General features: G+C 74.2%; 14 protein-coding genes. 6 read left to right on the top strand and 8 right to left on the bottom strand.

Going from position 1 to position 22638, the window contains the following annotated elements:
• Positions 1–23 precede the first annotated feature (23 nt).
• The 3 genes from OG553_RS10480 (at position 24) to moeZ (ending at position 3016) form a co-directional block, all read left to right on the top strand.
• Entirely contained in the window at positions 24–1031 is a 1008-nt protein-coding gene (locus OG553_RS10480; protein WP_385765924.1) for an NAD-dependent epimerase/dehydratase family protein, read from the top strand.
• The gene (locus OG553_RS10475; protein ID WP_405978710.1) at positions 1019–1774 is read left to right on the top strand and encodes a spherulation-specific family 4 protein; all 756 of its coding nucleotides are present in this window, start codon (positions 1019–1021) and stop codon (positions 1772–1774) included. The genes OG553_RS10480 and OG553_RS10475 overlap by 13 nt, the downstream gene beginning before the upstream one ends.
• 63 nt (positions 1775–1837) lie before the next feature.
• Positions 1838–3016: an adenylyltransferase/sulfurtransferase MoeZ gene (moeZ, locus tag OG553_RS10470; RefSeq protein ID WP_405978709.1), complete on the top strand. Its 1179-nt coding sequence runs from the start codon at positions 1838–1840 to the stop codon at positions 3014–3016.
• 57 nt (positions 3017–3073) lie between these two features.
• Here moeZ and OG553_RS10465 read toward each other — a convergent pair whose 3' ends face one another.
• The 7 genes from OG553_RS10465 to OG553_RS10435 all read right to left on the bottom strand — a co-directional run bounded on the left by OG553_RS10465 (position 3074) and on the right by OG553_RS10435 (position 13929).
• Entirely contained in the window at positions 3074–4624 is a 1551-nt protein-coding gene (locus OG553_RS10465) for an alpha/beta hydrolase (protein WP_405978708.1), read from the bottom strand.
• 69 nt (positions 4625–4693) lie between these two features.
• A complete protein-coding gene (hemG, locus tag OG553_RS10460; RefSeq protein ID WP_405978707.1) occupies positions 4694–6079 on the bottom strand; it encodes a protoporphyrinogen oxidase in 1386 nt (461 codons plus the stop codon).
• On the bottom strand, positions 6067–7287 hold the full coding sequence (locus OG553_RS10455; RefSeq protein ID WP_405978706.1) for a TIGR04053 family radical SAM/SPASM domain-containing protein: 1221 nt from the start codon (positions 7285–7287) through the stop codon (positions 6067–6069). Before OG553_RS10455 ends, hemG begins: the two co-directional genes overlap by 13 nt.
• On the bottom strand, positions 7284–8009 hold the full coding sequence (gene narI, locus OG553_RS10450) for a respiratory nitrate reductase subunit gamma (protein WP_405978705.1): 726 nt from the start codon (positions 8007–8009) through the stop codon (positions 7284–7286). Before narI ends, OG553_RS10455 begins: the two co-directional genes overlap by 4 nt.
• Positions 8009–8695 carry a nitrate reductase molybdenum cofactor assembly chaperone gene (gene narJ, locus OG553_RS10445; RefSeq protein WP_405978704.1) on the bottom strand — a complete coding sequence of 229 codons (687 nt, stop codon included), beginning with the start codon at positions 8693–8695 and terminating at the stop codon, positions 8009–8011. The genes narI and narJ overlap by 1 nt, the downstream gene beginning before the upstream one ends.
• A complete protein-coding gene (narH, locus tag OG553_RS10440; RefSeq protein ID WP_405978703.1) occupies positions 8692–10215 on the bottom strand; it encodes a nitrate reductase subunit beta in 1524 nt (507 codons plus the stop codon). The genes narJ and narH overlap by 4 nt, the downstream gene beginning before the upstream one ends.
• Positions 10216–13929 (bottom strand): nitrate reductase subunit alpha, encoded by a 3714-nt coding sequence (locus tag OG553_RS10435; protein WP_405978702.1) that lies wholly within the window; start codon positions 13927–13929, stop codon positions 10216–10218.
• Positions 13930–14146: 217 nt separating this feature from the next.
• Between OG553_RS10435 and OG553_RS10430 the strand changes: the two genes are divergently transcribed.
• Complete coding sequence (locus OG553_RS10430) at positions 14147–14878, top strand: YwiC-like family protein (protein ID WP_405978701.1); 732 nt, start codon at positions 14147–14149, stop codon at positions 14876–14878.
• Between the two features lie 430 nt (positions 14879–15308).
• Here the strand turns inward: OG553_RS10430 and OG553_RS10425 are convergent, their stop codons facing one another.
• Positions 15309–18017, bottom strand: a complete 2709-nt coding sequence (locus tag OG553_RS10425; protein WP_405978700.1) for a YbhN family protein — start codon at positions 18015–18017, stop codon at positions 15309–15311.
• A 119-nt stretch (positions 18018–18136) separates the two neighbouring features.
• Between OG553_RS10425 and OG553_RS10420 the strand changes: the two genes are divergently transcribed.
• Together OG553_RS10420 and OG553_RS10415 are read left to right on the top strand one after the other, a co-directional pair.
• Positions 18137–18484: an MGMT family protein gene (locus OG553_RS10420; RefSeq protein ID WP_405978699.1), complete on the top strand. Its 348-nt coding sequence runs from the start codon at positions 18137–18139 to the stop codon at positions 18482–18484.
• A 225-nt stretch (positions 18485–18709) separates the two neighbouring features.
• Positions 18710–22627, top strand: coding sequence for a UvrD-helicase domain-containing protein (locus OG553_RS10415; RefSeq protein ID WP_405983010.1), 3918 nt, complete (start codon positions 18710–18712; stop codon positions 22625–22627).
• Positions 22628–22638 lie beyond the last annotated feature (11 nt).

Raw genomic sequence — 22638 nt, 5'->3', positions numbered from 1 at the left:
CCAATCGACCAAGGGGTTGCGCGATGAGGGTGCTGCTGATCGGAGCCAACGGATACCTCGGCCGCTACGTCGCCGACCGGCTGCTCGCCGACCCGGCCGTGCAGCTCACCGCGCTCGGCCGCGGCGACGACGCCGACGTCCGCTTCGACCTCGCCACCGGGAGCCCCGGCGCGCTCACCCGGTTCCTGGACGCCGTCCACCCGGGCGTGGTCATCAACTGCGCGGGCGCCACCCGGGGCGGCGCCCGGGAACTGACCCGGCACAACACCGTCGCCGTCGCCACCATCTGCGAGTCGCTGCGCCGCAGCGGCTGCGGGGCCCGGCTCGTCCAGCTCGGCTGCGCCGCCGAGTACGGGCCCAGCCAGCCCGGCTCCTCCACGGCCGAGGACGCCGTCCCGAGACCCGGCGGACCGTACGGCGTCAGCAAACTCGCCGCCACCGAGCTGGTCCTCGGCTCAGGGCTGGACGCCGTCGTGCTGCGGGTGTTCTCGCCCGTCGGGCCCGGCACCCCGGCCGGTTCCCCGCTGGGCCGGCTCGCCGAGGCCATGCGGCGGGCCATGCAGTCCGGGGACGGCGAGCTCAAGCTCAGCGGCCTCGGGGTGCAGCGCGACTTCGTCGACGTACGGGACGTCGCGCGGGCCGTGCACGCCGCCTCCCTGTCCGCCGCCCAGGGGGTCGTGAACATCGGCACCGGCCGCGCGGTCCGGCTGCGCGACGCGGCCGCCGTACTCGCCCGGGTCGCCGGATACGGCGGCGCCCTGAACGAGCTGGACGTGCCGCACGGCAACGACCGGCTCGGCCACGGGCACGGGGGCAGGCCGCAGGGCCTCTCCGCCATCGGCTCACCCCGCTCCGAGGCCACTCCCGAGCAGCTCGCCGCGGCCCCCCAGCCGTACCCGTACCCCGACGGCTGCGGCGCCTGGCAGCAGGCCGACGTGCGCACCGCCCGGGACCGGCTCGGCTGGCGGCCCCGGATCAACCTGGAGGAGTCCCTCGCGGACATCTGGATGGAGGCGGCGTGCCGTATCTGACCACCCCGCCGGGGGCCACGGCGGCGGCCGCGACCGAGGCCGGCCGGCTCGGCCTGGGCATCCCCGGCTACGCGCACCCGCTGGTCGCCCCGGTGGAGTGGGCCGAGCTGACCCGCCCGGGGACCCCGCTGCACTGGGCGGTGCTCAACGTCGCGGACGGCCCCGGCGGCCGCCCCGACCCGCACTGCACCGAGGCGGCCGCGAAGCTGCGGGACGCGGGCGGGACGGTCCTCGGGCATCTCGCGATGCGGGACGGCTCCCGGTCGTTCGGGGAGCTGGTCTCGGACGCGCACCGGTTCCGGGACTGGTACGGCGTCGGCGGCTTCTACCTGGCCGGGGCCCCCGCCGGCCGGGCGGACCTGCCCTCCGTACGCCGGGTCACCGACGCCCTGCGCGGGCTCGGCGAGGGGCTGCGGATCGTGCTGGGACACGGCACGCACCCCTACGAGGGCTACGTGGAGGCCGCCGACCAGCTGGTCACCTTCTCCGGGGCCTGGGCCGACTACCGCTGGTCGCAGGTGGCGGAGTGGACGGCCGACCACCCGCCGGAGCGGTTCTGCCACCTGGTCCACGGCGTGCCCCGCACCCACCTGGAGGAGGCGGTCCGGATCGCCCGCTGGCAGGGCGCCGGAACCATCTGGTTCACGGACCGCCGGGGCGCCCCGGACCGGGACCCCTGGGCGTCGATGCCCGCGTACTGGGACGAATTCGTCTCACGTATCGGACCGGGTGTCTCGGAATGAAGAAGGGCGTGGCAGTGTTACGGGAAGAACCAACGTTCAGACTTACCCATCTACGGAGTCCCCGTGTCGCTGCCACCCCTGGTAGAGCCAGCTGCTGAGCTCACCGTTGACGAGGTCCGTCGGTACTCCCGCCACCTGATCATCCCGGATGTCGGGATGGACGGCCAGAAGCGCCTGAAGAACGCCAAGGTGCTGGCCGTGGGCGCGGGCGGCCTCGGCTCGCCCGCCCTCATGTACCTGGCCGCGGCCGGCGTCGGCACCCTGGGCATCGTGGAGTTCGACGAGGTCGACGAGTCGAACCTGCAGCGCCAGATCATCCACAGCCAGTCGGACATCGGCCGCTCCAAGGCCGAGTCCGCCCGGGACAGCGTGCTGGGCATCAACCCGTACGTCAACGTGGTCCTGCACGAAGAGCGGCTCGAAGCCGACAACGTGATGGAGATCTTCAGCCAGTACGACCTCATCGTCGACGGCACGGACAACTTCGCCACGCGCTACCTGGTCAACGACGCCTGCGTGCTGCTCAACAAGCCGTACGTGTGGGGTTCGATCTACCGCTTCGACGGCCAGGCCTCCGTCTTCTGGTCCGAGCACGGCCCCTGCTACCGCTGCCTGTACCCGGAGCCCCCGCCGCCGGGCATGGTCCCGAGCTGCGCCGAGGGCGGCGTGCTGGGCGTGCTCTGCGCGTCCATCGGCTCGATCCAGGTCACCGAGGCCATCAAGGTCCTCACCGGCGTCGGCGAGCCGCTCGTCGGCCGCCTGATGATCTACGACGCCCTGGAGATGCAGTACCGCCAGGTCAAGGTCCGCAAGGACCCCGACTGCGCGGTCTGCGGTCCGAACGCGACCGTCACCGAGCTCATCGACTACGAGGCCTTCTGCGGCGTCGTGTCGGAGGAGGCCCAGGAGGCCGCGGCCGGCTCCACGATCACTCCGAAGCAGCTCAAGGAGTGGATCGACGACGGCGAGAACATCGAGATCATCGACGTCCGCGAGAAGAACGAGTACGAGATCGTCTCGATCCCCGGCGCGAAGCTGATCCCCAAGGGCGAGTTCCTGATGGGCACCGCCCTCCAGGACCTGCCGCAGGACAAGAAGATCGTCCTGCACTGCAAGACGGGTGTCCGCAGTGCGGAAGTCCTCGCGGTCCTGAAGTCCGCGGGCTTCGCCGACGCGGTGCACGTCGGCGGCGGCGTCATCGGCTGGGTCCACCAGATCGAGCCCGACAAGCCGGTCTACTAGAAGTGCCCGAAGGGGCCGTACCCGCCCGCCGGGTACGGCCCCTTCCGCATGCCTGCCCTACGCCGCCGTGCAGACGGTGCCCGCGCCCGGCACCTTCCCGTCCAGCAGGTACGCGTTCACCGCGCCCTGCACGCACTTGTCGCCGCTGTTGTACGCGCCGTGGCCCTCGCCCTTGTAGGTCAGCTCCACGCCCACGCCCTTGCCCAGCCGCTCGGCCATCTTGCGGGCGCCCTCGTACGGGGTCGCCGGGTCGCCGGTGTTGCCGATCACCAGGATCGGGGCGGCGCCGGGCGCGGACACGTCCGGGGTCTGCCAGGCGCCGGCCACCGGCCAGTCGGTGCAGCTCAGCATCGCCCAGCCGAGGAAGTCCCCGAAGACGGGCGAGGCCTTGCGGAACTCCGGCAGCCGGGCCCTGGTCTCCTCCAGGGTGTAGCGCTCCTTGGAGTCGGCGCAGTTGATGGCGGTGTTGGCCGCGCCGATGTTGCTGTAGCGGCCGTTCTGGTCACGGCCGTTGAGGGCGTCGGACAGGGCCATCAGCAACTGTCCCTGACCGCCCTCGGCCTCGTCCAGGCCCTGCTCCAGCAGCGGCCACAGCTCCTTGGAGTAGAGGGCCTGGGCGATGCCGTTGGTGGCCTGGGACTCGGTGAGCTTCCGGTCGCCGATGCCGGCGATGGGCTTGGCCGCCAGCTCCTTCTGCAGCTTGATGATGTTGGCTTCGATCTCCTTCGCGGTGCTGCCCTGGATCCGGCACTGGTCGCCGCGGTTCACGCAGTCCTGGGCGAAGTTGCCGAGGGCCAGCTGGAAGCCCTTCGCCTGGCCCAGCGCGCCCTGCTCGGCGTCCTTGGTGGGGTCCACGACCGCGTCGAAGACCGCCCGGCCCACGTTCTTCGGGAACAGGTGGGCGTAGACCCCGCCGAGTTCGGTGCCGTAGGAGATCCCGAAGTAGTTCAGCTTCTCGTCGCCGAGGGCCTGGCGGATCCGGTCCAGGTCGCGGGCCGCGTTCTCGGTGCCCACGTACGGGAGCACCTTGCCGGAGTTGGTCCGGCAGGCCTGCTGGTACTTGCGGATGGAGTCGACGAACGCCTTCTCCTCCTCCGGGGTCGTGGGGGAGGAGTCCTGCGCGTAGTACGCGTCGAGCTGCTTGTCGTCCTCGCAGCGGACGGGGGCGCTGCGGCCGACCCCGCGCGGGTCGAAGCTCACCAGGTCGTACCGGGTGCGCAGGGCCTCGTACTCCTTGGCGGCGCCGGGCAGGGTGGAGATCCCGGAACCGCCGGGCCCGCCGAAGTTGAACACCAGCGAGCCGAGCCGCTTGGACTTGTCGCGGGCCTTCGCGCGGATCAGTGCGATGGGGATGGTCTCGCCCTCGGGTTCGGCGTAGTCGAGCGGCACGTCGAGGGTGGCGCACTGCCAGTCCTGGCCGGGCGCCTGACCACCGCCCTCGGCGGCCGTGGGGGCGTTGCAGCCGCCCCAGGACAGCGGCTTGGCCGGTTTGGCGGCTCCGGTACCGGCCGTCCGCCGGCTGCCGCCGCCGTCGGAGCAGGCACCGGTGGTGAGCAGCGTGGCGGCGAGCGCGGCGGCGGTGGTGGCCCGCAGGACGTTTCTCGGCATGCCCCCATCCTGTGGGCCCGCCCCCGGCCCCGCCCCCGCGCTGACCCGTTCGGGGGGCGGGAACACCTCCTAGGCCGCGACGGCCTGCCGGGCGGCGGTGCGGCCGGTGGCGACGCAGGCGGCCACGCCCACGCCCTCGTACGCCGCCCCGCACAGGGCCAGGCCCGGGAGCTTCCCGGCGGCCTCGCGGATCCGGGCCACCCGGTCCAGGTGACCCACGCCGTACTGGGGCAGGCCCCGGTCCCAGCGGGTCACCCGGGCGGCGTGCGGTTCGCCCATCGCACCGGCCGCCCGGCGGAGTTCGGCGGTGACCGTACGGATCAGATGGCGGTCGGGGCGGTCCAGCAGGCCCTCCTCGCCGAAGCGGCCGACGGAGGCGCGCACCACGAACTCGTCTGGCGCCGCCTCCCGCAGCCAGGCCCACTTGTTCGACAGGAACGACGCCGCCTTCAGGGTGTGCCCGTCCGAGGGCGGGACCAGGAAGCCGTTGCCCTCCGGCAGGGCCCGGGCCCGGCCGCGGGAGAACACCAGAGTGACGACCGCCGTCGAGGCGTACGGGACCGCCGCGAGCTCCTCCCGCGCGAGCGGCGAGTGCGGCCGCAGCAGCTCCGCCGCCGCGAAGGCGGGCACCGCCAGGACCACGGCGTCGGCCTCCAGGGTCAGCGGCCCGTCGGCGGTCACCGCCGAGATCCGCCAGCGGTCGCCCGGCAGCCGCTCCAGCGAGCGGGCCGCCGTCCCGGTGAGGATCCGCGCCCCCGAGGCCCGGGCCACCGCCTCCGGGAAGCGGCCCGTGCCGCCGCTCACGCCCCGGACGGCCGCGGGCGCCGGGCCCGCCGCCCGGGCCGCGGCGGCCGCCCGCATCCGGCGCAGCGCCGGCAGCAGCGGCTCGCCCCGCTCCGCCAGGGCCGCGATCCGGGGCATCGCCGCGCGCAGCGAGAGCCGGTCGGCGCGGCCCGCGTACACCCCGCCGAGCAGCGGTTCGACCAGCCGGTCCACCGCCTCCGGGCCGAGGCGGGCGGCCAGGTACTCCGTCACCGAGCAGTCCTCGGTGACGGCCCGGGCGGGCACGGTCTCCTCCCGCTCGACCCGGTCGAGGCCCGCCGCCGACAGCAGCCCGGTGCCGGCCAGTGCCGCCGGGTCGGCGGGGATGCCCATGACGTGGCCCGGCGGCAGCGGGCGCAGCGCGCCGCCGGTCCAGACGGTGGTGGCCGACCGGGCCGGGTCGCACAGGGCGTCGCCGAGCCCGACGGCCGAGGCCAGCTCCACGGCCTCCGGCCGCAGCGCCATCAGGGACTCCGCGCCCTCGTCGACGCGGATGCCGCCGACGGTGCCCGTACGCAGCTTCCCGCCGACGCGGGGGCCGGCCTCCAGGACGGTGACGTCGGCCGCGCCCCGCAGTTCCCAGGCGGCGGCCAGACCGCTGATGCCGCCGCCCACGATGATCAGCGAACGCACTGGGTGCTCCTTCCGGCGGCGCCCCGGATCAGGTGCCGCAGTTCCTCCTGGTACGGGAAGCTGCCGGGCTCGTACGCGCAGTACGGGTCCTCGGCGAGCACGTCCCGGGTGGCGCCGTACGCCCGCGAGCGCGAGCCCCCGCACACCGACTTGAACTCGCAGGCCCCGCACCGGCCGCGCAGCAGCGACGGGTCGCGCAACGAGGTGAACAGCGGCGCCCGGCGGTAGATCTCCGTGAGCGGCCGGTCCTTCACGCTGCCCGCCGACAGCGGCAGGAAGCCGCTGGGGTGCACCTCGCCGGTGTGCGAGACGAACACGAAGCCGCGGCCCGAGGAGACGTCGAGCGGGGGCCTGCGCACCGCCCGCCGCTCCCCGTCGAAGAGCCCCAGCCGGCCGGCGCGGGCGCGCAGCCGCTCGTACAGGGGTCCCGGGGCGGGGCGTTCGCCGCGTGCTTCGAGGACGGTCCGCTGGAGCACGACCCGGCGGAAGTGGTGGCCCTCGGTGGTCTTGGTGGCGAGGACGGCCCCGCAGTCGTAGAGGAAGTCCAGTACGTCCTCGGTCTCTCCGGCGGTGAGGGAGTCCAGCTGCTGTCCGCGCCCGGCCGGGACGAGGAGGAAGCCGGACCAGAGCATCGCGCCCTCGCGGCGCACCAGCGCCGCGACATCGGCGAGGTCCTCCAGGCTGCGGCGGCTGACGGTGGTGTTGACCTGCACCTTGAGGCCGATGTCGCGGGCGGCCCGCCAGCCTTCCAGGGTCCGCTCCCAGACTCCGGGGACGCCCCGGAAGGAGTCGTGCCGCTCGGGTGTGGAGCCGTCCAGGGAGAGCGAGAGGGCCACCGCGCCCGCGTCGCGCACCGCGAGGAGGTTCTCCCGGGTGAGGGTGGGCGTACCGGAGGGGGAGACGGCGACGCGCAGGCCCAGCGAGGTGCCGTACGCGATGAGGTCGGTGAGGTCGGGGCGCTGGAAGGGGTCGCCGCCGGTGATCACGAAGAGTGGTGCGGGCTTGCCGAAGGCGGCGGTCTGGTCCATCATCCGGCGGGCGTCCGCCCCGTCGAGCTCGCGGGGGTCGCGGGCGGTCCGCGCCTCGGCCCGGCAGTGCAGGCAGGCCAGTTCGCAGGCCCGGGTGGCCTCCCAGATGACGAGGAAGGGGCGCTCGGCGACGTCGTGGCGGGGGGTGCGGACGACCGCGCGCGCGGGGCGGGCGGTCATGACACCCGCTCCCATCCGCGCCGGTCCGGACGGTTGGAGGTCAGCTCGGGGTCCCGCTTGCGGTAGACCACGAACGGGCGGAAGAGGTACTTCAGCGGTGCGGAGAACATGTGCACCAGCCGCGAGTACGGGATCAGCGCGAAGAGGGTGAAGCCGAACAGGACGTGCAGCTTGAAGGCGAGCGGGGCGCCCGCCATCAGGTGGTAGTCGGGGGAGAGGGCGAACAGGCCGCGGAACCAGACCGAGATGCCCTCGCGGTAGTTGTAGTCCCCGGTCTGCCCGGTGGAATTGAGGACGGTGGCCGTCAGGCCCAGCAGCATCGCACCCAGCAGGACCGTGTACATCAGGTGGTCGCCGCGCAGCGTGGCCCGGCGCACGGCGGGCACCTTCAGGCGCCGGTACACGAGGATCCCGATGCCGGCGGCGGCCGCGACGCCCGCGACGGCGCCGGTGGAGACGGCCAGCAGGTGGTAGGCGTGGTCGCTCAGCCCGACGGCGTCGGTCCACTCCATCGGGACCAGCAGGCCCACCACGTGGCCGAGGACCACGAAGAGCATGCCGAAGTGGAAGAGCGGGGAGCCGATCCGCAGCAGCCGCGACTCGTACAGCTGGGAGGAGCGGGTGGTCCAGCCGAAGGCGTCGTAGCGGGCCCGCCAGACCGTGCCGGCCACGAGCAGGGCGATCGAGACGTACGGCAGCACGCCCCACAGGATGAGGTCCATCAGGCCGTCTTCCTTTCCGGGGAGGTGGGCCACGGGAGGTCCACGGGCCGGTCGATGCTCCCCCAGCTACCGCTGGGGGGACCCCCAGGCCCGAAGGGTTCGAGCGGGGAGCCGGCGCCCACCAGCTCCTGCGGCGGCCCGCTGCGCGCGAGGGCCTTCGCCTCGGCCTTCGTCGCGGGGGAGGGGCCGGGCAGCGTCGTGCACACCGCCTCCAGCACGCGGGCGTACGGGCTGGCGGACTCGGTGAGCGCGAGCCGCAGCAGCTCCAGCCCGGCCCGGTGCTCCTGGAGCAGCCGGGTGCCGGCCTCCTCGCGCAGGGCGGCGAACTCCAGGGCGGCGGGCAGGAAGTCGGGCAGCTCCTCGCCCGCGTACTCCAGCCCGAAGTCCCGGTAGATCCGCTTCAGCCGTACGAGGGACAGTCCGCGCCGGCGCGTGTCCCCGTCGGTCCACCACGTCAGGTAGAGGCAGCGCCGGTTGCGGGTGTCGAAGGTGGAGGTGTACCGCTCGCACAGCCCGATCGGGGTCAGCTCCTCGGCCTCGTCGAGGAACGAGCCGAGCAGCGCCGCCGGTTCGGCGGGAGCCGCGGCGAGGGCCGTGCGCAGCCGCGGGAGTTCGTCGTGGAAGCGGTCGCCGGGGTACTGCAGGACGCAGCCAGCGACGAGGCGTACGAGGGCGTCGGGGGTCACGAGCTCCTCCTGGTGGGGCCGAGGTTGAGCGTCACGCGGGGCTTCCCGGCCCGCTCCCCGACGGGGCACTCCGCGTCCAGCGGGTGCGAGGCGGCGAGGGCGTCGGCGTCGGCGCGGGCCGCCGTCGGGATGACGAAGCGGTCCTCCAGCTTGGCGATGGCCAGCAGGCGGAACATGTCCTCCATCTCGGTGCCGGTCAGGCCGACGGCGGAGGCGATCGACTCGTCCCGCTCCTCACCGAGGTTGATCTTCCGCATGTAGGCGCGCATCGCGGCCATCCGGTGCAGCACGGCCTCCACGACGTGGGTGTCGCCGGCCGTGAGGACCTCGGCGAGGTACTCCACGGGGATGCGCAGGGCGTCGATGGCGCCGAAGAGGTTCCCGGCGTCCTCGCCGTCGCTGCCGGTGGCGGCGACCGCCTCGACGACGGGGGAGAGCGGGGGCACGTACCAGACCATCGGCATGGTCCGGTACTCCGGGTGGAGGGGCAGGGCGACCTGGTAGGTGGCGATCAGGTCGTAGACGGGGGAGCGCTGCGCGGCCTCGATCCACTCCCGGGTCAGGCCGGCCGCGCGGGCGGCGGCGACCACGGCCGGGTCGTGCGGGTCGAGGAAGCACTCCAGCTGGGCCGGGTAGAGGTCGTGCTCGTCCTCGACGGCGGCGGCCCCGGCGACCTTGTCGGCGTCGTAGAGCATGACCCCGAGGTAGCGCATCCGGCCCACGCAGGTCTCGGAGCAGACGGTGGGCATGCCGACCTCGACGCGCGGGAAGCAGAAGGTGCACTTCTCGGCCTTGCCGGTGCGGTGGTTGAAGTACACCTTCTTGTACGGGCAGCCGGTCACGCACATGCGCCAGCCGCGGCAGCGGTCCTGGTCGACGAGGACGATGCCGTCCTCCTCCCGCTTGTACATGGCGCCCGACGGGCAGGAGGAGACGCAGGCCGGGTTGAGGCAGTGCTCGCAGATCCGGGGGAGGTAGAACATGAAGCTCTGCTCGAACTCGAAGCGGATCTTCTCCCCGACCTCCTCGCGGATCTTCTCCACGACCGGGTCCTTCGGCGCGTGGGCGGGGGCGCCGCCGAGGTTGTCGTCCCAGTTGGGGCCCCACTGGATGGTGTCCAGGGGCTCGCCGGTGAGCTGGGAGACGGGCCGGGCGGTGGGGAGGTCGTCGCCCGCCGGGGCGTCGGTGAGGTTCTTGTACTCGTAGCTCCAGGGCTGGTAGTAGTCGTCGATCCCGGGCATCTCCGGGTTGGCGAAGATCTTGCCGAGCTTGGCGAGGCGGCCGCCGGCGCGCAGCCGCAGCCGGCCGGAGCGGGTGCGCTCCCAGCCGCCCTTCCACTTCTCCTGGTCCTCCCAGCGGCGCGGATAGCCCTGCCCGGGGAGGGTCTCGACGTTGTTGAACCAGACGTACTCGGTGCCCTGCCGGTTGGTCCACGCCTGCTTGCAGGTGACCGAACAGGTGTGGCAGCCGATGCACTTGTCGAGGTTCATGACCATCGCGACCTGCGCCATGACCTTCATCTAGAACTCCACCTTCTGGTCGCGGCGGCGGATGACCGTCACCTCGTCGCGCTGGTTGCCGGTCGGGCCCAGGTAGTTGAAGGCCCAGGTCAGCTGGGCGTAGCCGCCGATGAGGTGGGTGGGCTTGAGCATCACCCGGGTCAGCGAGTTGTGGATGCCGCCGCGGCGGCCCGTCTTCTCGGTCTTCGGCACGCCGACCGTGCGCTCCTGCGCGTGGTTCATGTAGACGGTGCCGGGCGGCATCTTGTGGGAGACGATCGCGCGGGCGGTGACCACGCCGTTGCGGTTGACCGCCTCGATCCAGTCGTTGTCGGCGACCCCGATCGCCGCGGCGTCCTGCGGGGACATCCACACCGTCTGCCCGCCCCGGCCCAGGGTCATCATGTAGAGGTTGTCCTGGTACTGGCTGTGGATCGCCCACTTGTTGTGCGGGGTCAGGTAGCGGACGGCCACCGACTTCTGGTCGACGGTGCCGAGTTCGGGCTCCCCGTACAGGGTGTGCATGTTCAGCGGCGGCTTGTAGACGGGCAGCGACTCCCCGACCTCGTGCAGCCAGTCGTGGTCGATGAAGAAGTGCTGGCGGCCGGTGAGGGTGTGCCAGGGCTTGAGGTGCTCGGTGTTGACGGTGAAGGCGGTGTAGCGGCGCCCGCCCGACTCAGAACCCGACCACTCCGGCGAGGTGATCACCGGGACCGGGCGGGCCTGGGTGTCGGCGAAGGAGATCCGCTTGCCCTCCGCCTCGGCGGCCAGGTGGGCCATGTGCGTGCCCACCTTCTTCTCCAGGGTCTCGAAGCCCTGGGTGGCGAGCCGGCCGTTGCTCGTCCCGGACAGGGCGAGGATCGCCTCGCAGGCCCGCTGCGCGGTGTCCAGCCGGGGGCGGCCGTCGCCGGCCCCGCCCCGGACCAGGCCGTTCTTCTTGCCGAGGTGGGCGACCTCCTCGGCCACGTCGAAGGTGATCGCCTTCGTGGTCACGCCCAGCCGGTCGACCAGCGGGCCGAGCGCGGTGAACTTCTCGCCGACCGCCCCGTAGTCCCGCTCGACCACCAACAGGCCGTACATCGTCCGGCCCGGTACGGGCTCGCACTCGCCCTTCGACCAGTCCAGCGCGACCCCGCCCGGCTGGGCCATCTCGCCGCCCGGGGTGTCGTGCTGGAGGGCGGTCGCCACCAGGTCCCGGCGTACGCCGAGGTGGGTGGCCGCGAGCTCGCCGAAGCGCTCGGCGAGGCCGCGGAAGGCGTCGTAGTCGGAGCGGGCCTGCCAGGGCGGGTCCACGGCCGGGGTGAAGGCGTGCAGGAAGGGGTGCATGTCCGTGGAGGACAGGTCGTGCTTCTCGTACCAGGTGGCGGCCGGCAGGACCACGTCCGACAGCAGCGTCGTTGACGTCATCCGGAAGTCCATCGACATCAGCAGGTCGAGCTTCCCCTCCACGTCCTCCTCCCGGTACGCGACGTCCCGGGGCGTGCAGCGCGGCCCGTCGTCGGGGAGGTTGGAGTGCGTGCCGAGCAGGTGCTTGAGGAAGTACTCGTTGCCCTTGGAGCTGGAGCCGAGCAGGTTGGCCCGCCACACGTTCAGCACGCGCGGCCAGTTGCGCGGGTCGTCGGGGTCCTCGCCGGCGAAGCCGAGCGTGCCGTCCTCCAGCGCGCGCACCGCGTCCGCCACCGGGTCGGCGCCCTCGCCGAGCTCCAGCGGGTTGCGGTCGAAGGTCGGGTACGAGGGCATCCAGCCCATCCGGGCGCTCGCGGCCAGGCAGTCCGCGCCGCTCATGCCCTCGAAGGCGCCCTCGGCGAGCGGGGAGGCCAGGGCCTCGGCCGGGAGGGTGTCGTAGCGCCACTGGCCGGTGTGCAGGTAGAACCAGGCGGCGCCGATCATCTGGCGCGGCGGGCGCGACCAGTCGGAGGCGGCGGCCAGGGTGGCCCAGCCGGTGACCGGGCGGCACTTCTCCTGGCCGACGTAGTGGCCCCAGCCGCCGCCGTTGCGGCCCTGGCAGCCGGTGAGGGTGAGCAGGGCGAGGAACGAGCGGTAGATGGTCTCCGAGTGGAACCAGTGGTTGGTGCCGGCCCCCATCAGGATCATGCAGCGCCCCTGCGAGGCCTCGGCCGTCCGCGCGAACTCCCGCGCCACCCGGGCCGCCTGCGCGGCGGGCACCGAGGTCAGGGACTCCTGCCAGCCGGGGGTGCCGGGCTGGGAGGCGTCCTCGTAGCCGGTGGGCCACTCGCCGGGCAGGCCCGCGCGGGCCACCCCGTACTGGGCGAGCATCAGGTCGAAGACGGTGGTCACGAGCTTGCCGCCGATACGGCGCACGGGCACCCCGCGGCGCACGGTGCCGCCCCGCCCGCCGCCCCGCCCGCCGTCCCGCTCGTCGTCCCGCTCGTCGTCCTCGAAGCGGGGGAGGACGATCTCGGCGCTCTCCCCCTCCTCCAGCAGGGTCAGCCGGGGGACGGTCGCGCCGAGCTCCAGATTCCACTCCGGGGTCTCGTTCTTGCCCCAGCGGTGTCCGAGGGTGCCGTTCGGGACGACGGGCTCGCCGGTGACGTCGTCGACCAGGACGGTCTTCCACTCGGCGTTCTCGGTGTCCTGCCCGAGATCGGCGGCGGTGACGAACTTTCCCGGGACCAGGCCGTGCTCCGTTTCCCGCAGGGAGACCAGGAAAGGCAGGTCCGTGTACTGGCGGACGTAATCCGTGAAGAAAGGGGTCTCCTTCTCCACGAAGAATTCCTTCAGGATGACGTGCCCCATCGAGAGGGCCAGGGCGCCGTCCGTACCGGGGTGCGGGTGCATCCACTCGTCGGCGAATTTCGTGTTGTCCGCGAAATCCGGGGAAACGGTGACGACCTTCTGCCCGCGGTAGCGGGCCTCGGCCATCCAGTGCGCGTCGGGCGTACGGGTGACGGGGACGTTCGAACCCCACATCATCAGGTAGGCGGCGTCCCACCAGTCCCCCGACTCGGGCACGTCGGTCTGGTCGCCGAACACCTGCGGGGAGGCCACCGGCAGGTCCGCGTACCAGTCGTAGAAGCTCAGCATCGGCGCGCCGATGAGGGAGTGGAAACGGGCGCCCGCGGCGTGCGAGGCCATCGACATCGCGGGGATCGGCGAGAAGCCGGCCACCCGGTCCGGGCCGTGCTCCTTGATGGTGTGCACGTGCGCGGCGGCGGTGATCTCCAGCGCCTCGTCCCAGCTCGCCCGGACCAGTCCGCCCTTGCCGCGGGCCCGCTGGTAGCGGCGCCGCCGCTCCGGGTCGCCCTGGACGTCCGCCCAGGCCAGCACGGGATCGCCCAGCCGTGCCTTCGCCTCGCGGTACATCTCCAGCAGCGCCCCGCGCACGTACGGGTAGCGCACCCGGGTGGGGGAGTAGGAGTACCAGGAGAACGAGGCGCCGCGCGGGCAGCCGCGGGGCTCGTACTCGGGGCGGTCCGGGCCGACGGAGGGGTAGTCGGTGGCCTGGGTCTCCCAGGTGATGATCCCGTCCTTGACGAACACCTTCCAGCGGCAGGAACCGGTGCAGTTCACGCCGTGCGTGGAGTGGACCACCTTGTCGTGGCTCCACCGGTCCCGGTAGAAGGCCTCGGCGGCCCGGCCGCCGGTCCGGTGCACCGTGCGCAGGTCGTCGGAGACCTCGGCGCGGGTGAAGAAACCGCCCGCCCGGACGAGCGAATCGACGGCGGACTCGACTGCTGACTCGACGGCTGAATCGACGGAATCACGCGCGTTCAAGGTGACCCTCCAGGCGACCGGAAACGGAGTGGGCGGGGCGGCCGTGGAAAACCGGACCACTCGTCGACGCTACGCCGGTGGGGCGGGCCCGGAGGGCGGCAAAGGTCCCGGGGGCGGGTGACCAACTTCCGCTTTTCATCGGGCCGACCGTCCGGAAGTCGGCGGAATCAAATCACGCGGAAAAATTCCACTTCTCATTCGTGGAAGGATGGATTCCATGGCTCGGAAAAGGAATTGGATCCCGGACCAGCACGGGGCGTGGGCGATGCTCGTCGTGCCGTTCCTCGCGGGCACCCTCCTGGCCCCGCGCCCCGGCTGGGAGCACGTACTGCTGCTGGCCGCGTGGCTGCTCGGGTACGCGGCGGTCTTCCACGGCCAGCAGTGGCTGCGGCTGCACGCCCGCGGGCTGCGCTCGGCGCGGCGGCACACCCGGCCGGCGCTGGTCCTCGGCGGGGCCTGCGCGGCGGCCGCGCTGCCGCCGGCCGTCCGGCACCCCTGGCTGCTGCTCGCGGCGGTGGCGGCGGCGCCGTTCCTGGCGGTCAACACCTGGTACGCGTGGCGGGGCCGGGAACGGGCCCTCGCCAACGGCCTCGCGGCGGTGGTCCCGGCGTGCGGGATGACGCTGGTCGCGGCCGGGCTCGGGGGCCTCGGCCCCGGCCGGGCGTGGCCGGCGGCCCTGGCCTGCCTGCTGTACTTCGCGGGGACGGTGCCGTACGTGAAGACGATGATCCGCGAACGGGGCTCCCGGGCGTACCGGCGGGGCTCGGTGGCCTACCACGCCGCGGCCCTCGCGCTGGCCGCGCTGCTCTCCCCCTGGCTGGCCCTCCCCTTCACGGCGTACCTGGCCCGAGCGGCCGCCCTCCCCGGACGGGGCCTGCGCCCGGCCGCCGTCGGCGCGGCGGAACTCGCCTGCGCGGGCGCCCTGCTGGTAACCCTCGCGGTCTCGTGACACCGCTGCCGGTGGAGCCGGGGCGGGGCCGGTGCCCGTGGCCGCTGCCGGTGGGTCGTCTGCGGGTGGGTGGCCGCTGCGCGGGGCGAGGTCCCCTACCCGCCCTTCCACCGTTCCCAGGGGCTCCGCCCCTGACCCCGTCGCCTCAAACGCCGGCGGGGCTATTCATAGCCCCGCCGGCGTTTGAGGCGCGGGGGTGCGGGGGCGGAGCACCCGCAAGGGGTCCGGGCGCAGCCCGGGGAACGGGCGAAGGGCGGGTAGGGGACCCAGCCCCGCGCAGCGGCCCACCCACCCGCACACGACCCACAGGCACCGGCGACGCAAACCGGCCCCGCCCCGCAGGCCGACGGACGGAGTCCGGCGCAGCGGCGCGAAGCCGGGGAGGCCCCCAGGGGCCGCACCGCGCGAGCGGCGCGTCAAGAAGGAGGGGCTAGATGGCTTCCTTGCGGGTCAGGAAGTTGAACGACACCCACCCCGGCAGCACCGGCAGCCAGAAGGTCATCAGACGGAACAGCAGCACCGCCGAGATCGCGACCTCCTTCTCCAGCCCCGCCGCGATCAGACCCAGCGTCAGCGTCGTCTCCACCGCGCCCATGCCGCCGGGCGTCGGCGCCGCCGAGCCCAGCGCGTTGCCCGCCAGGAACACCACCGCGATGCTCGCGTAGCTGATGGCCTCGCCGCCCCCGAAGGCGCGGATCGAGGCGTCCAGGCACATCACGAAGCAGCCGGTCAGCAGCAGCATGCCGCCGATGCCCGTCACCAGCTTCTGCGGCCGCTGGAGCACGTCCAGCATGCGCGGCACCACGCCCGCGAACAGCGCCCGCACCCGCGTCACCACGAACTTCCGCAGGAACGGCACCGCCGTGACGACCAGCACCAGCACCGCCACCGTCAGCAGACCCGCGATCACCGTCCTCGACGGGGCCATCTCCGGGGTCTTCTCGGTACCCGTCAGGTAGCCGAAGGCCAGCAGCAGCAGGATGTGACTGGCCAGGCCGAACAGCTGCGACGCGCCGACGCTCGCCACGGCCAGGCCCGGCCGGACCCCCGCCCGCTGCAGGAACCGGGTGTTCAGCGCGACGCCGCCCACCGCCGCCGGGGCGACCAGCTTCACGAACGACCCCGCCACCTGCGCGACGACCGTCCGCAGGAAGGGGACCCGTTCCGGGACGAAGCCCAGCAGGCTCATCGCCGCCGCGAAGTACGTCAGCACCGAGAAGGCCAGCGCCGCCCCGACCCAGCCCCACTGCGCGTCGGAGATGACCGTCGCGAAGTCCACGTGGGCCAGCTGCGTGAGCAGGAAGTACGCACCGAAGGCGCCCGCGATGAACGACACCAGCGTGCGCGGCCGGATCCGTTCCAGCCGGGCCGGCTCCACCGGCGCCTGCGGGCGGATCAGCAGCACCTGCTGGCGGATCTGGCTCAGCAGGTCCTCTTCCCGCGCCCCTTCGAGGGCGTCGTCCAGGGCCTTCTTCTCGGCCTTGCGGTCGGCCGCAGCCGTGGCGGCCGAGGCCGCCGCGTCCCCGGAGCCCGCCTCGCGCGCCGCCTTCGCCGCCCGCGAGGACTCCAGTACGGCCTCCCGCTGCCGGTCGGCCCGCTCCCGGGCCAGCCTGCGCAGCGTCGCCCGGGTGGAGCGGCTCAGCGCGATCGGCTGGAGCAGCGGCAGGCAGTCCGCCACCGTGTCCGGGCCGAGCACCGACACCGCCGAGGCCACCGACCGCTCCGCGCCGACCCGCAGGCCGAGCGTGGTCAGCAGCTGCGCGACGTCCATCCGCAGCACCAGGTCGCCGGCCGCGATCTCACCGCCCCGCAGGTCCGTGAGGATCACCTTGCCGGAACGATCCACCACCAGCGCGTCCCCCGTGAGCCGGCGGTGCGCGATCCGGCGCGACTGCAGGGCGCGCACCTGCTCCCACGCGTTGCGGGTCAGCTCGTCGGTGATCTCCTCGTCGGCGAGCGCGTCCAGGTTCCGGCCGCCCAGGTGCTCGTAGACGAGCATCACGGCGTCCGGGCCCAGCTCGGAGGTGGCGATCAGCTTCGGCGCGTTCGCCCCGGCCGCGATCGCCGCGTACGCGAGCAGGGCCTCCTGTTCGAGGGCCTGGCGCAGCGACTGGATGCTGCGCCGGGTGGTGATCCCGCGCAGGGTCATCCGCCGCCAGACCCGGTAGAAGAAGCCCTGCGCCTGCTGTTCGCGGTCCACGACGGTGACGTCCAGCGGCGGCCCGTCCTCCAGCGTGACGTGGTACCGCCGGCCCCGGTCGCCGGTCTCCGTGCTGTCCCCGTCCGCGGCCTCCGCGCGCATCGCGCTGACCGGCTGGAAGCCGACGCGGCGCAGGCCGGCGAGGAGGTTCTGCCCGGTGGGCCGGACGTTCGGCGAGCCGACGGCGTACAGGGTCCCGTACGCCACGCTCCAGCCGATCAGCACCGTCAGGATGATCGAGAACGGCGTCGTGTAGCCGCTGACCAGCATGGCGAAGGCGTCCAACAACAGCACCACCCACAGCGCGACCCGCCAGCGGGGCCGCCGGGTCATCCCGACGGCGGTCATGTACGCGATCACGGGCGCGAGGTACCCGTGCACCGGGTCCGTGGAGCCGGCCGTGGCCGTGGCCCGGGTCAGCGCGTCCTGGATGGTCTCGGGGGCGGCCTGGGACACCCACAGGTCGGTGGCCAGGGTCACGCCGTGCGCGAGGACGGCCGCGAGGACGCCGTCGGCGATCCGCAGCCCGTCGCGCTTGATCAGCCGCTCGATGGCGAAGGCCACCGGCACGAGGAGCACGGCGATGCTGGACACCAGCCCCGCGACCTTGATCAGCAGGGCCGGCGCCTGGCCGGTGCCCTGCGTGATGTCCTGCTCCAGGCCCGCGGTGGTGCCGTGGGCGAACGCGGCGATGCCGAGCACGACGGCGATGCCGAGGATCCCGGCGAGCAGGCGCACCAGGTCGGAGGGCCGGTGCACGCGGGCGGCGAGCAGCGGCTCGTCGACCTCCACGCGGTCGGCCGCCGTCGGCGTGTGGCCGGGCGGGTCGTCGGGGTGCGCCTCGTCCGGGCGCGCGTCATCGCCCCTCGCCGCGCCGTCCGGAGGGCTCACAACCCGCTCCTTCGCCGTCACATCCGTCTCTTCTTGATCACGTATCACCAGTCACCGCCCGGAAGATGGTGGCACGGACGGGCGGCCGCGCGGGGCAGCAGGGTGCGCGCCGGTACGGAAGGAAAGCTTCCACCGGACCGGCCGGAGCATCCGGCACCATGTGCCGAATGAGCGAAGAGCTGCCCGCCTACGCGGAGCGGGTACTGGAGGTGGCCGAGCGGATTCCGCCCGGCCGGGTGATGACGTACGGGGACGTCGCCGAGTGGCTCGGAGAGGGCGGCCCGCGCCAAGTCGGGCGTGTCATGGCCCTGTACGGAGGAGCCGTGCCCTGGTGGCGCGTGGTGCGGGCGGACGGCGTACCCCTGCCCGGCAGCGAGCGGCGGGCCCTGGAGCACTACCGCACCGAGGGCACCCCGCTGCGCGAGACGCCCTCCGGCGAACCCCGGCTGGCGATGCGCAGGGCGCGCTGGGACGGGCGCGACGAGGGGGCCGGGGGCGACGAGGCTCACATCTGACAGCTTCCGGCATCCGAGACGCGGGCGGCGGGTCGAAGGCCCGTACGGAGGACGGCTCCGGACCGCTCCCGGGCGACTTCCGCACCCCGCGGGACGGACTGCGGCGGCCCGCGCGGTTGGCGTAGCGTTGCCTCTTCGGCGTACGCGGCCGCGGTCCACCCGACCGCCGCGGCCGCCGGCCAGACCGCAGCAACCGCAGACCCACCAGGACCGGCACCCCACGTGATCACCTCTCCCCCCGGCCGCTCGGAGCGGCGTACGCGCACGCCTGACGCGTACCGCCTGGTGCGCACCGGGCCGGTCCAGGTGGCTCCCCCTGTTCTGGACGCAGCGCAGCGGGCGGTGGTTGATCACACCCGCGGACCCCTGCTGGTCCTCGCCGGCCCCGGCACCGGCAAGACCACCACCCTCGTCGAAACCGCGGCCGCCCGGGTCGAGGCCGGCACCGACCCCGCCCGGATCCTGATCCTCACCTTCGGCCGGAAGGCGGCCGTGGAGCTCCGCGACCGCGCCGCGCTGCGGCTCGGCGGCGCCCGCGCCCCGCAGGCCACCACCTTCCACTCCTTCTGCTACGGCCTGGTCCGCGCCCACCAGGACCACGAGCTCTTCGCGGACCCGCTGCGGCTGCTGTCCGGCCCGGAGCAGGACGTGATGGTCCGCACCCTGCTGGAGGGCCAGCGGCGGCTGCGGTCCATCCGCTGGCCCGACGACCTGCGGGCCGCGCTGACCACGCGCGGGTTCGCCGACGAGGTCCGCGCCGTACTGGCCCGCGCCCGCGAGCTGGGCCTGGGCCCCGGGGCCCTCGCCGGCTTCGCCGACCGCATCGGCCGCCCCGACTGGAAGGCGGCCGCGGCCTTCCTCTCCGAGTACCTCGACGTCCTCGACCTCCAGGGCTCCCTGGACTACGCGGAGCTCCTGCACCGCGCGGTCCTCCTGGCGGAGGAGAACCCGTCCCTGTCCTCCTCCTACGACGTGATCCTCGTGGACGAGTACCAGGACACCGACGCCTCCCAGCTGCGGCTGCTGCGCGCGCTGAACGGGCCGGCCGGGACGCTGATCGCCTTCGGCGACCCCGACCAGTCGATCTACGCCTTCCGCGGCGCCGACATCAACAACGTCCTCGACTTCGAGTCGGCCTTCCCCGGCGCGGCCGTCCGCGCCCTCACGACGGGCCGCCGCTCGGGCGCGAACCTGCTGGCCGCGACCCGCCTCCTCACCGCCCGCATGCCGGTGCCGCGGCTGCCCGCGGCCGCGGTCCGCGCCCACCGGGACCTGGCGCCGGCCCGGGAGGGCGGCAGCGTGGAGGTGTACACGTACCCGACGGCCGGCGCCGAGGTGGACAACATCGCCGACGTCCTGCGCCGCGCCCACCTGGAGGACGGCGTCCCCTGGCGCGACATGGCCGTCCTGGTCCGCGCGGGCGGCCGCACCCTCCCGGCGATGCGCCGCGCCCTGATCGCGGCGGGAGTCCCGGCGGAAACGGACGCCGCCTCCACCCCCCTCCGCCACGAACCCGCCGTCTCCCCCCTCCTGACGGCCCTCCGCCTCACCGCCGCCGCTGCCCTGCCGGGCGGGGACCGGGAAGACGCAGCCCCGTCGGCCGGAGCCGCTGCCCCCGCCGACCCGGGCGTGCCCGGCCCGGCGGCGTCGGCCGCCGCCCTGCCGGACGCCGCCGAGGCGGCGGGCTCCGACGGACCCGGCGCCGCCGGTGCCGCCCTGCCTCACGCGGCCCCGGACGCGCCCGCCCTGCCGCCCGAGCCCGCCCTGCCGCCCGAGCCCGCCCTGCCGGACGCGCCCGCCCTGCCGGACGCCGCCGACGCCGCCGGTCCGGGCCCGGGCGCGGAACCGCTGCCCGGCGAGGCCGTGGCGCCGGGCGCCGCCGTCGTGCCCGACCCGGCCGGGCCCGGCCCAGCCGTTCCGGGCGCCGCGGGCGCCGGGGTGGGCGAGCTCGCTCGCGGATTCGGGGCGGGTGGGCGGGACGTTCCCCCGGGCCCCGGCGCCGAGGCGTCGGCAGAGGCCGGAGACACCGTCCCGGAGGCCGTCTCCGGTGCCGGTCCTGCCGAGGACGGAGCCGTCGTGCCCGGGGGCGCCCCCGAGGCCCGCGCCACCGCCGGAGGCACCGGCACCGGCACCGGCACCGGCTCCGGCACCGAGGCTGGGGCCGACGCCCCCGGGGGCGACCCCGAGACCCCCGAGACCCCCGCGACCGCCGGAGGCGAAGGGTGGGTCGGGGTCGAAGGGGCCGTGGTCCTGCTGACCTCGCCGCTCGGCGGTATGGACGCCGCCGACCTGCGCCGGCTCGGGCGGGCGCTGCGGGACGAGGAGCGGGCCGCCGGCGTCGCCGTACCCGCACCCTCCGACGTGCTGCTGGCCCGCGCCCTCGCCGAGCCCGAGCGGCTCACCGCCCACGACCCCGCCTACGCCCGCGGCGCCCAGCGCCTCGGCCTGCTGCTGCGCAAGACCCGCGAGCTGCTCCAGGGCGGCGGCACCGCCGAGGAGGCGCTCTGGACCCTCTGGGACGGCACCCCCTGGCCGCAGCGCCTCGAACGCCAGGCCCGCCGCGGCGGCACCGGCGGCCGCAACGCCGACCGGGACCTCGACGCCGTCTGCGCCCTCTTCGACAACGCCGCCCGCGCCGAGGAACGCACCGGCGGCCGCGGCGCGCTCAACTTCCTCGAACAGCTCGACGCCGAGGACATCGCCGCCGACACCCTCACCGGCAAGGCCGTCCGCACCGACGCCGTACGCCTCATGACCGCCCACCGCTCCAAGGGCCTGGAGTGGGGCCTCGTCGTCGTCGCCGGGGTCCAGGAAGGGCTCTGGCCCGACCTGCGCCGCCGCGGCTCCCTCCTCGAAGCCGACCGCATCGGCCGCGACGGCCTCGCCGAACCCCTCACCCCCGGCGCGCTCCTCGCCGAGGAGCGCCGGCTGTTCTACGTCGCCGCCACCCGCGCCCGCCACCGCCTCGTCGTCACCGCCGTCAAGGCCCCCGCCGAGGACGGCGACCAGCCCTCCCGCTTCCTCACCGAACTCGGCGTCACCCCCAAGGACGTCACCGGCCGCCCCCGCCGCCCCCTCGCCGTCCCCGCGCTCGTCGCCGAGCTCCGCGCCACCACCGTCGACCCCGACGCCTCGCCCGCCCTGCGCGACGCCGCCGCCCGCCGCCTCGCCCGGCTCGCCGCGCTCACCGACGACGAGGACCGCCCGCTCGTCCCCGCCGCGCACCCGCAGCGCTGGTGGGGCCTGTACGAGCCCACCGCCTCCGCCGTGCCCCTGCGCGACCGCGACCGGCCCGTCACCCTCTCCGGCAGCGCCCTGGACCAGCTCGCCAACACCTGCTCCCTCCAGTGGTTCCTCGGCCGCGAGGTCAAGGCCGACGCCCCCTCCACCGCCGCCCAGGGCTTCGGCAACGTCGTCCACGTCCTCGCCGACGAGGTCGCCTCCGGCCGCACCCCCGCCGACCTGGCCGTCCTCATGGAACGCCTCGACTCCGTCTGGGACGCCCTCGCCTTCGACGCCCCCTGGAAGTCCCGCCAGGAGAAGGACAACGCCCGCGCCGCCCTGGAACGCTTCCTGCGCTGGCACACCACCGACCGCGGCGGCCGCTCCGCCGTCGCCACCGAGCACGACTTCGACGTCACCCTCGACGCCGGCGAGTACGCCGTACGGATCCGCGGCTCCATGGACCGCGTCGAGGCCGACCCGCAGGGCCGCGCGTACGTCGTCGACTTCAAGACCGGCAAGAACGCCCCGACCCGCGACCAGGTGGCCCGCCACCCGCAGCTCGCCGTCTACCAGCTCGCCGTCCGCGAGGGCGCCGTCGACGAGGTCTTCGACGGACGCCGCCCCGAACCCGGCGGCGCCGAGCTCGTCCAGCTGCGCCAGGGCGCCGCCAAGCGCGACGGCGGCGACGAGGTCCCGAAGATCCAGGCGCAGGAAGCACTGTCCGGGCCCGTCACCGGCACCGGTTCCGGCACCGGCTCCGGCGAGGGCGGGGGCGAATGGGTCGGCGACCTGCTGGCCACCGCCGCCGGCCGGGTCCTCGACGAACGCTTCGCCCCCGCCACCGGCGAACACTGCGCCCGCTGCACCTTCCGCAGCGCGTGCAGCGCCCTCCCCGAGGGCCGCCAGACCGTCGAGTGAGACGCCGGACG

Origin of the sequence: Streptomyces sp. NBC_00158 (assembly GCF_045160885.1) — a bacterium.
Taxonomy (GTDB): Bacteria; Actinomycetota; Actinomycetes; order Streptomycetales; family Streptomycetaceae; genus Streptomyces.
The sequence above is the reverse complement of the archived record's forward strand: the minus strand, read 5'-3'. Positions and strand labels throughout refer to the sequence as shown.

Bases quoted from the DNA above. Each gene is read 5' to 3' on its own strand.
- OG553_RS10480 (WP_385765924.1), top strand. From the start codon at position 24: ATGAGGGTGCTGCTGATCGGAGCCAACGGATACCTCGGCCGCTACGTC.
- OG553_RS10465 (WP_405978708.1), bottom strand. From the start codon at position 4,624: ATGCCGAGAAACGTCCTGCGGGCCACCACCGCCGCCGCGCTCGCCGCC.
- OG553_RS10455 (WP_405978706.1), bottom strand. From the start codon at position 7,287: ATGACCGCCCGCCCCGCGCGCGCGGTCGTCCGCACCCCCCGCCACGAC.
- narI (WP_405978705.1), bottom strand. From the start codon at position 8,009: ATGGACCTCATCCTGTGGGGCGTGCTGCCGTACGTCTCGATCGCCCTG.
- narH (WP_405978703.1), bottom strand. From the start codon at position 10,215: ATGAAGGTCATGGCGCAGGTCGCGATGGTCATGAACCTCGACAAGTGC.
- OG553_RS10430 (WP_405978701.1), top strand. From the start codon at position 14,147: ATGGCTCGGAAAAGGAATTGGATCCCGGACCAGCACGGGGCGTGGGCG.
- OG553_RS10420 (WP_405978699.1), top strand. From the start codon at position 18,137: ATGAGCGAAGAGCTGCCCGCCTACGCGGAGCGGGTACTGGAGGTGGCC.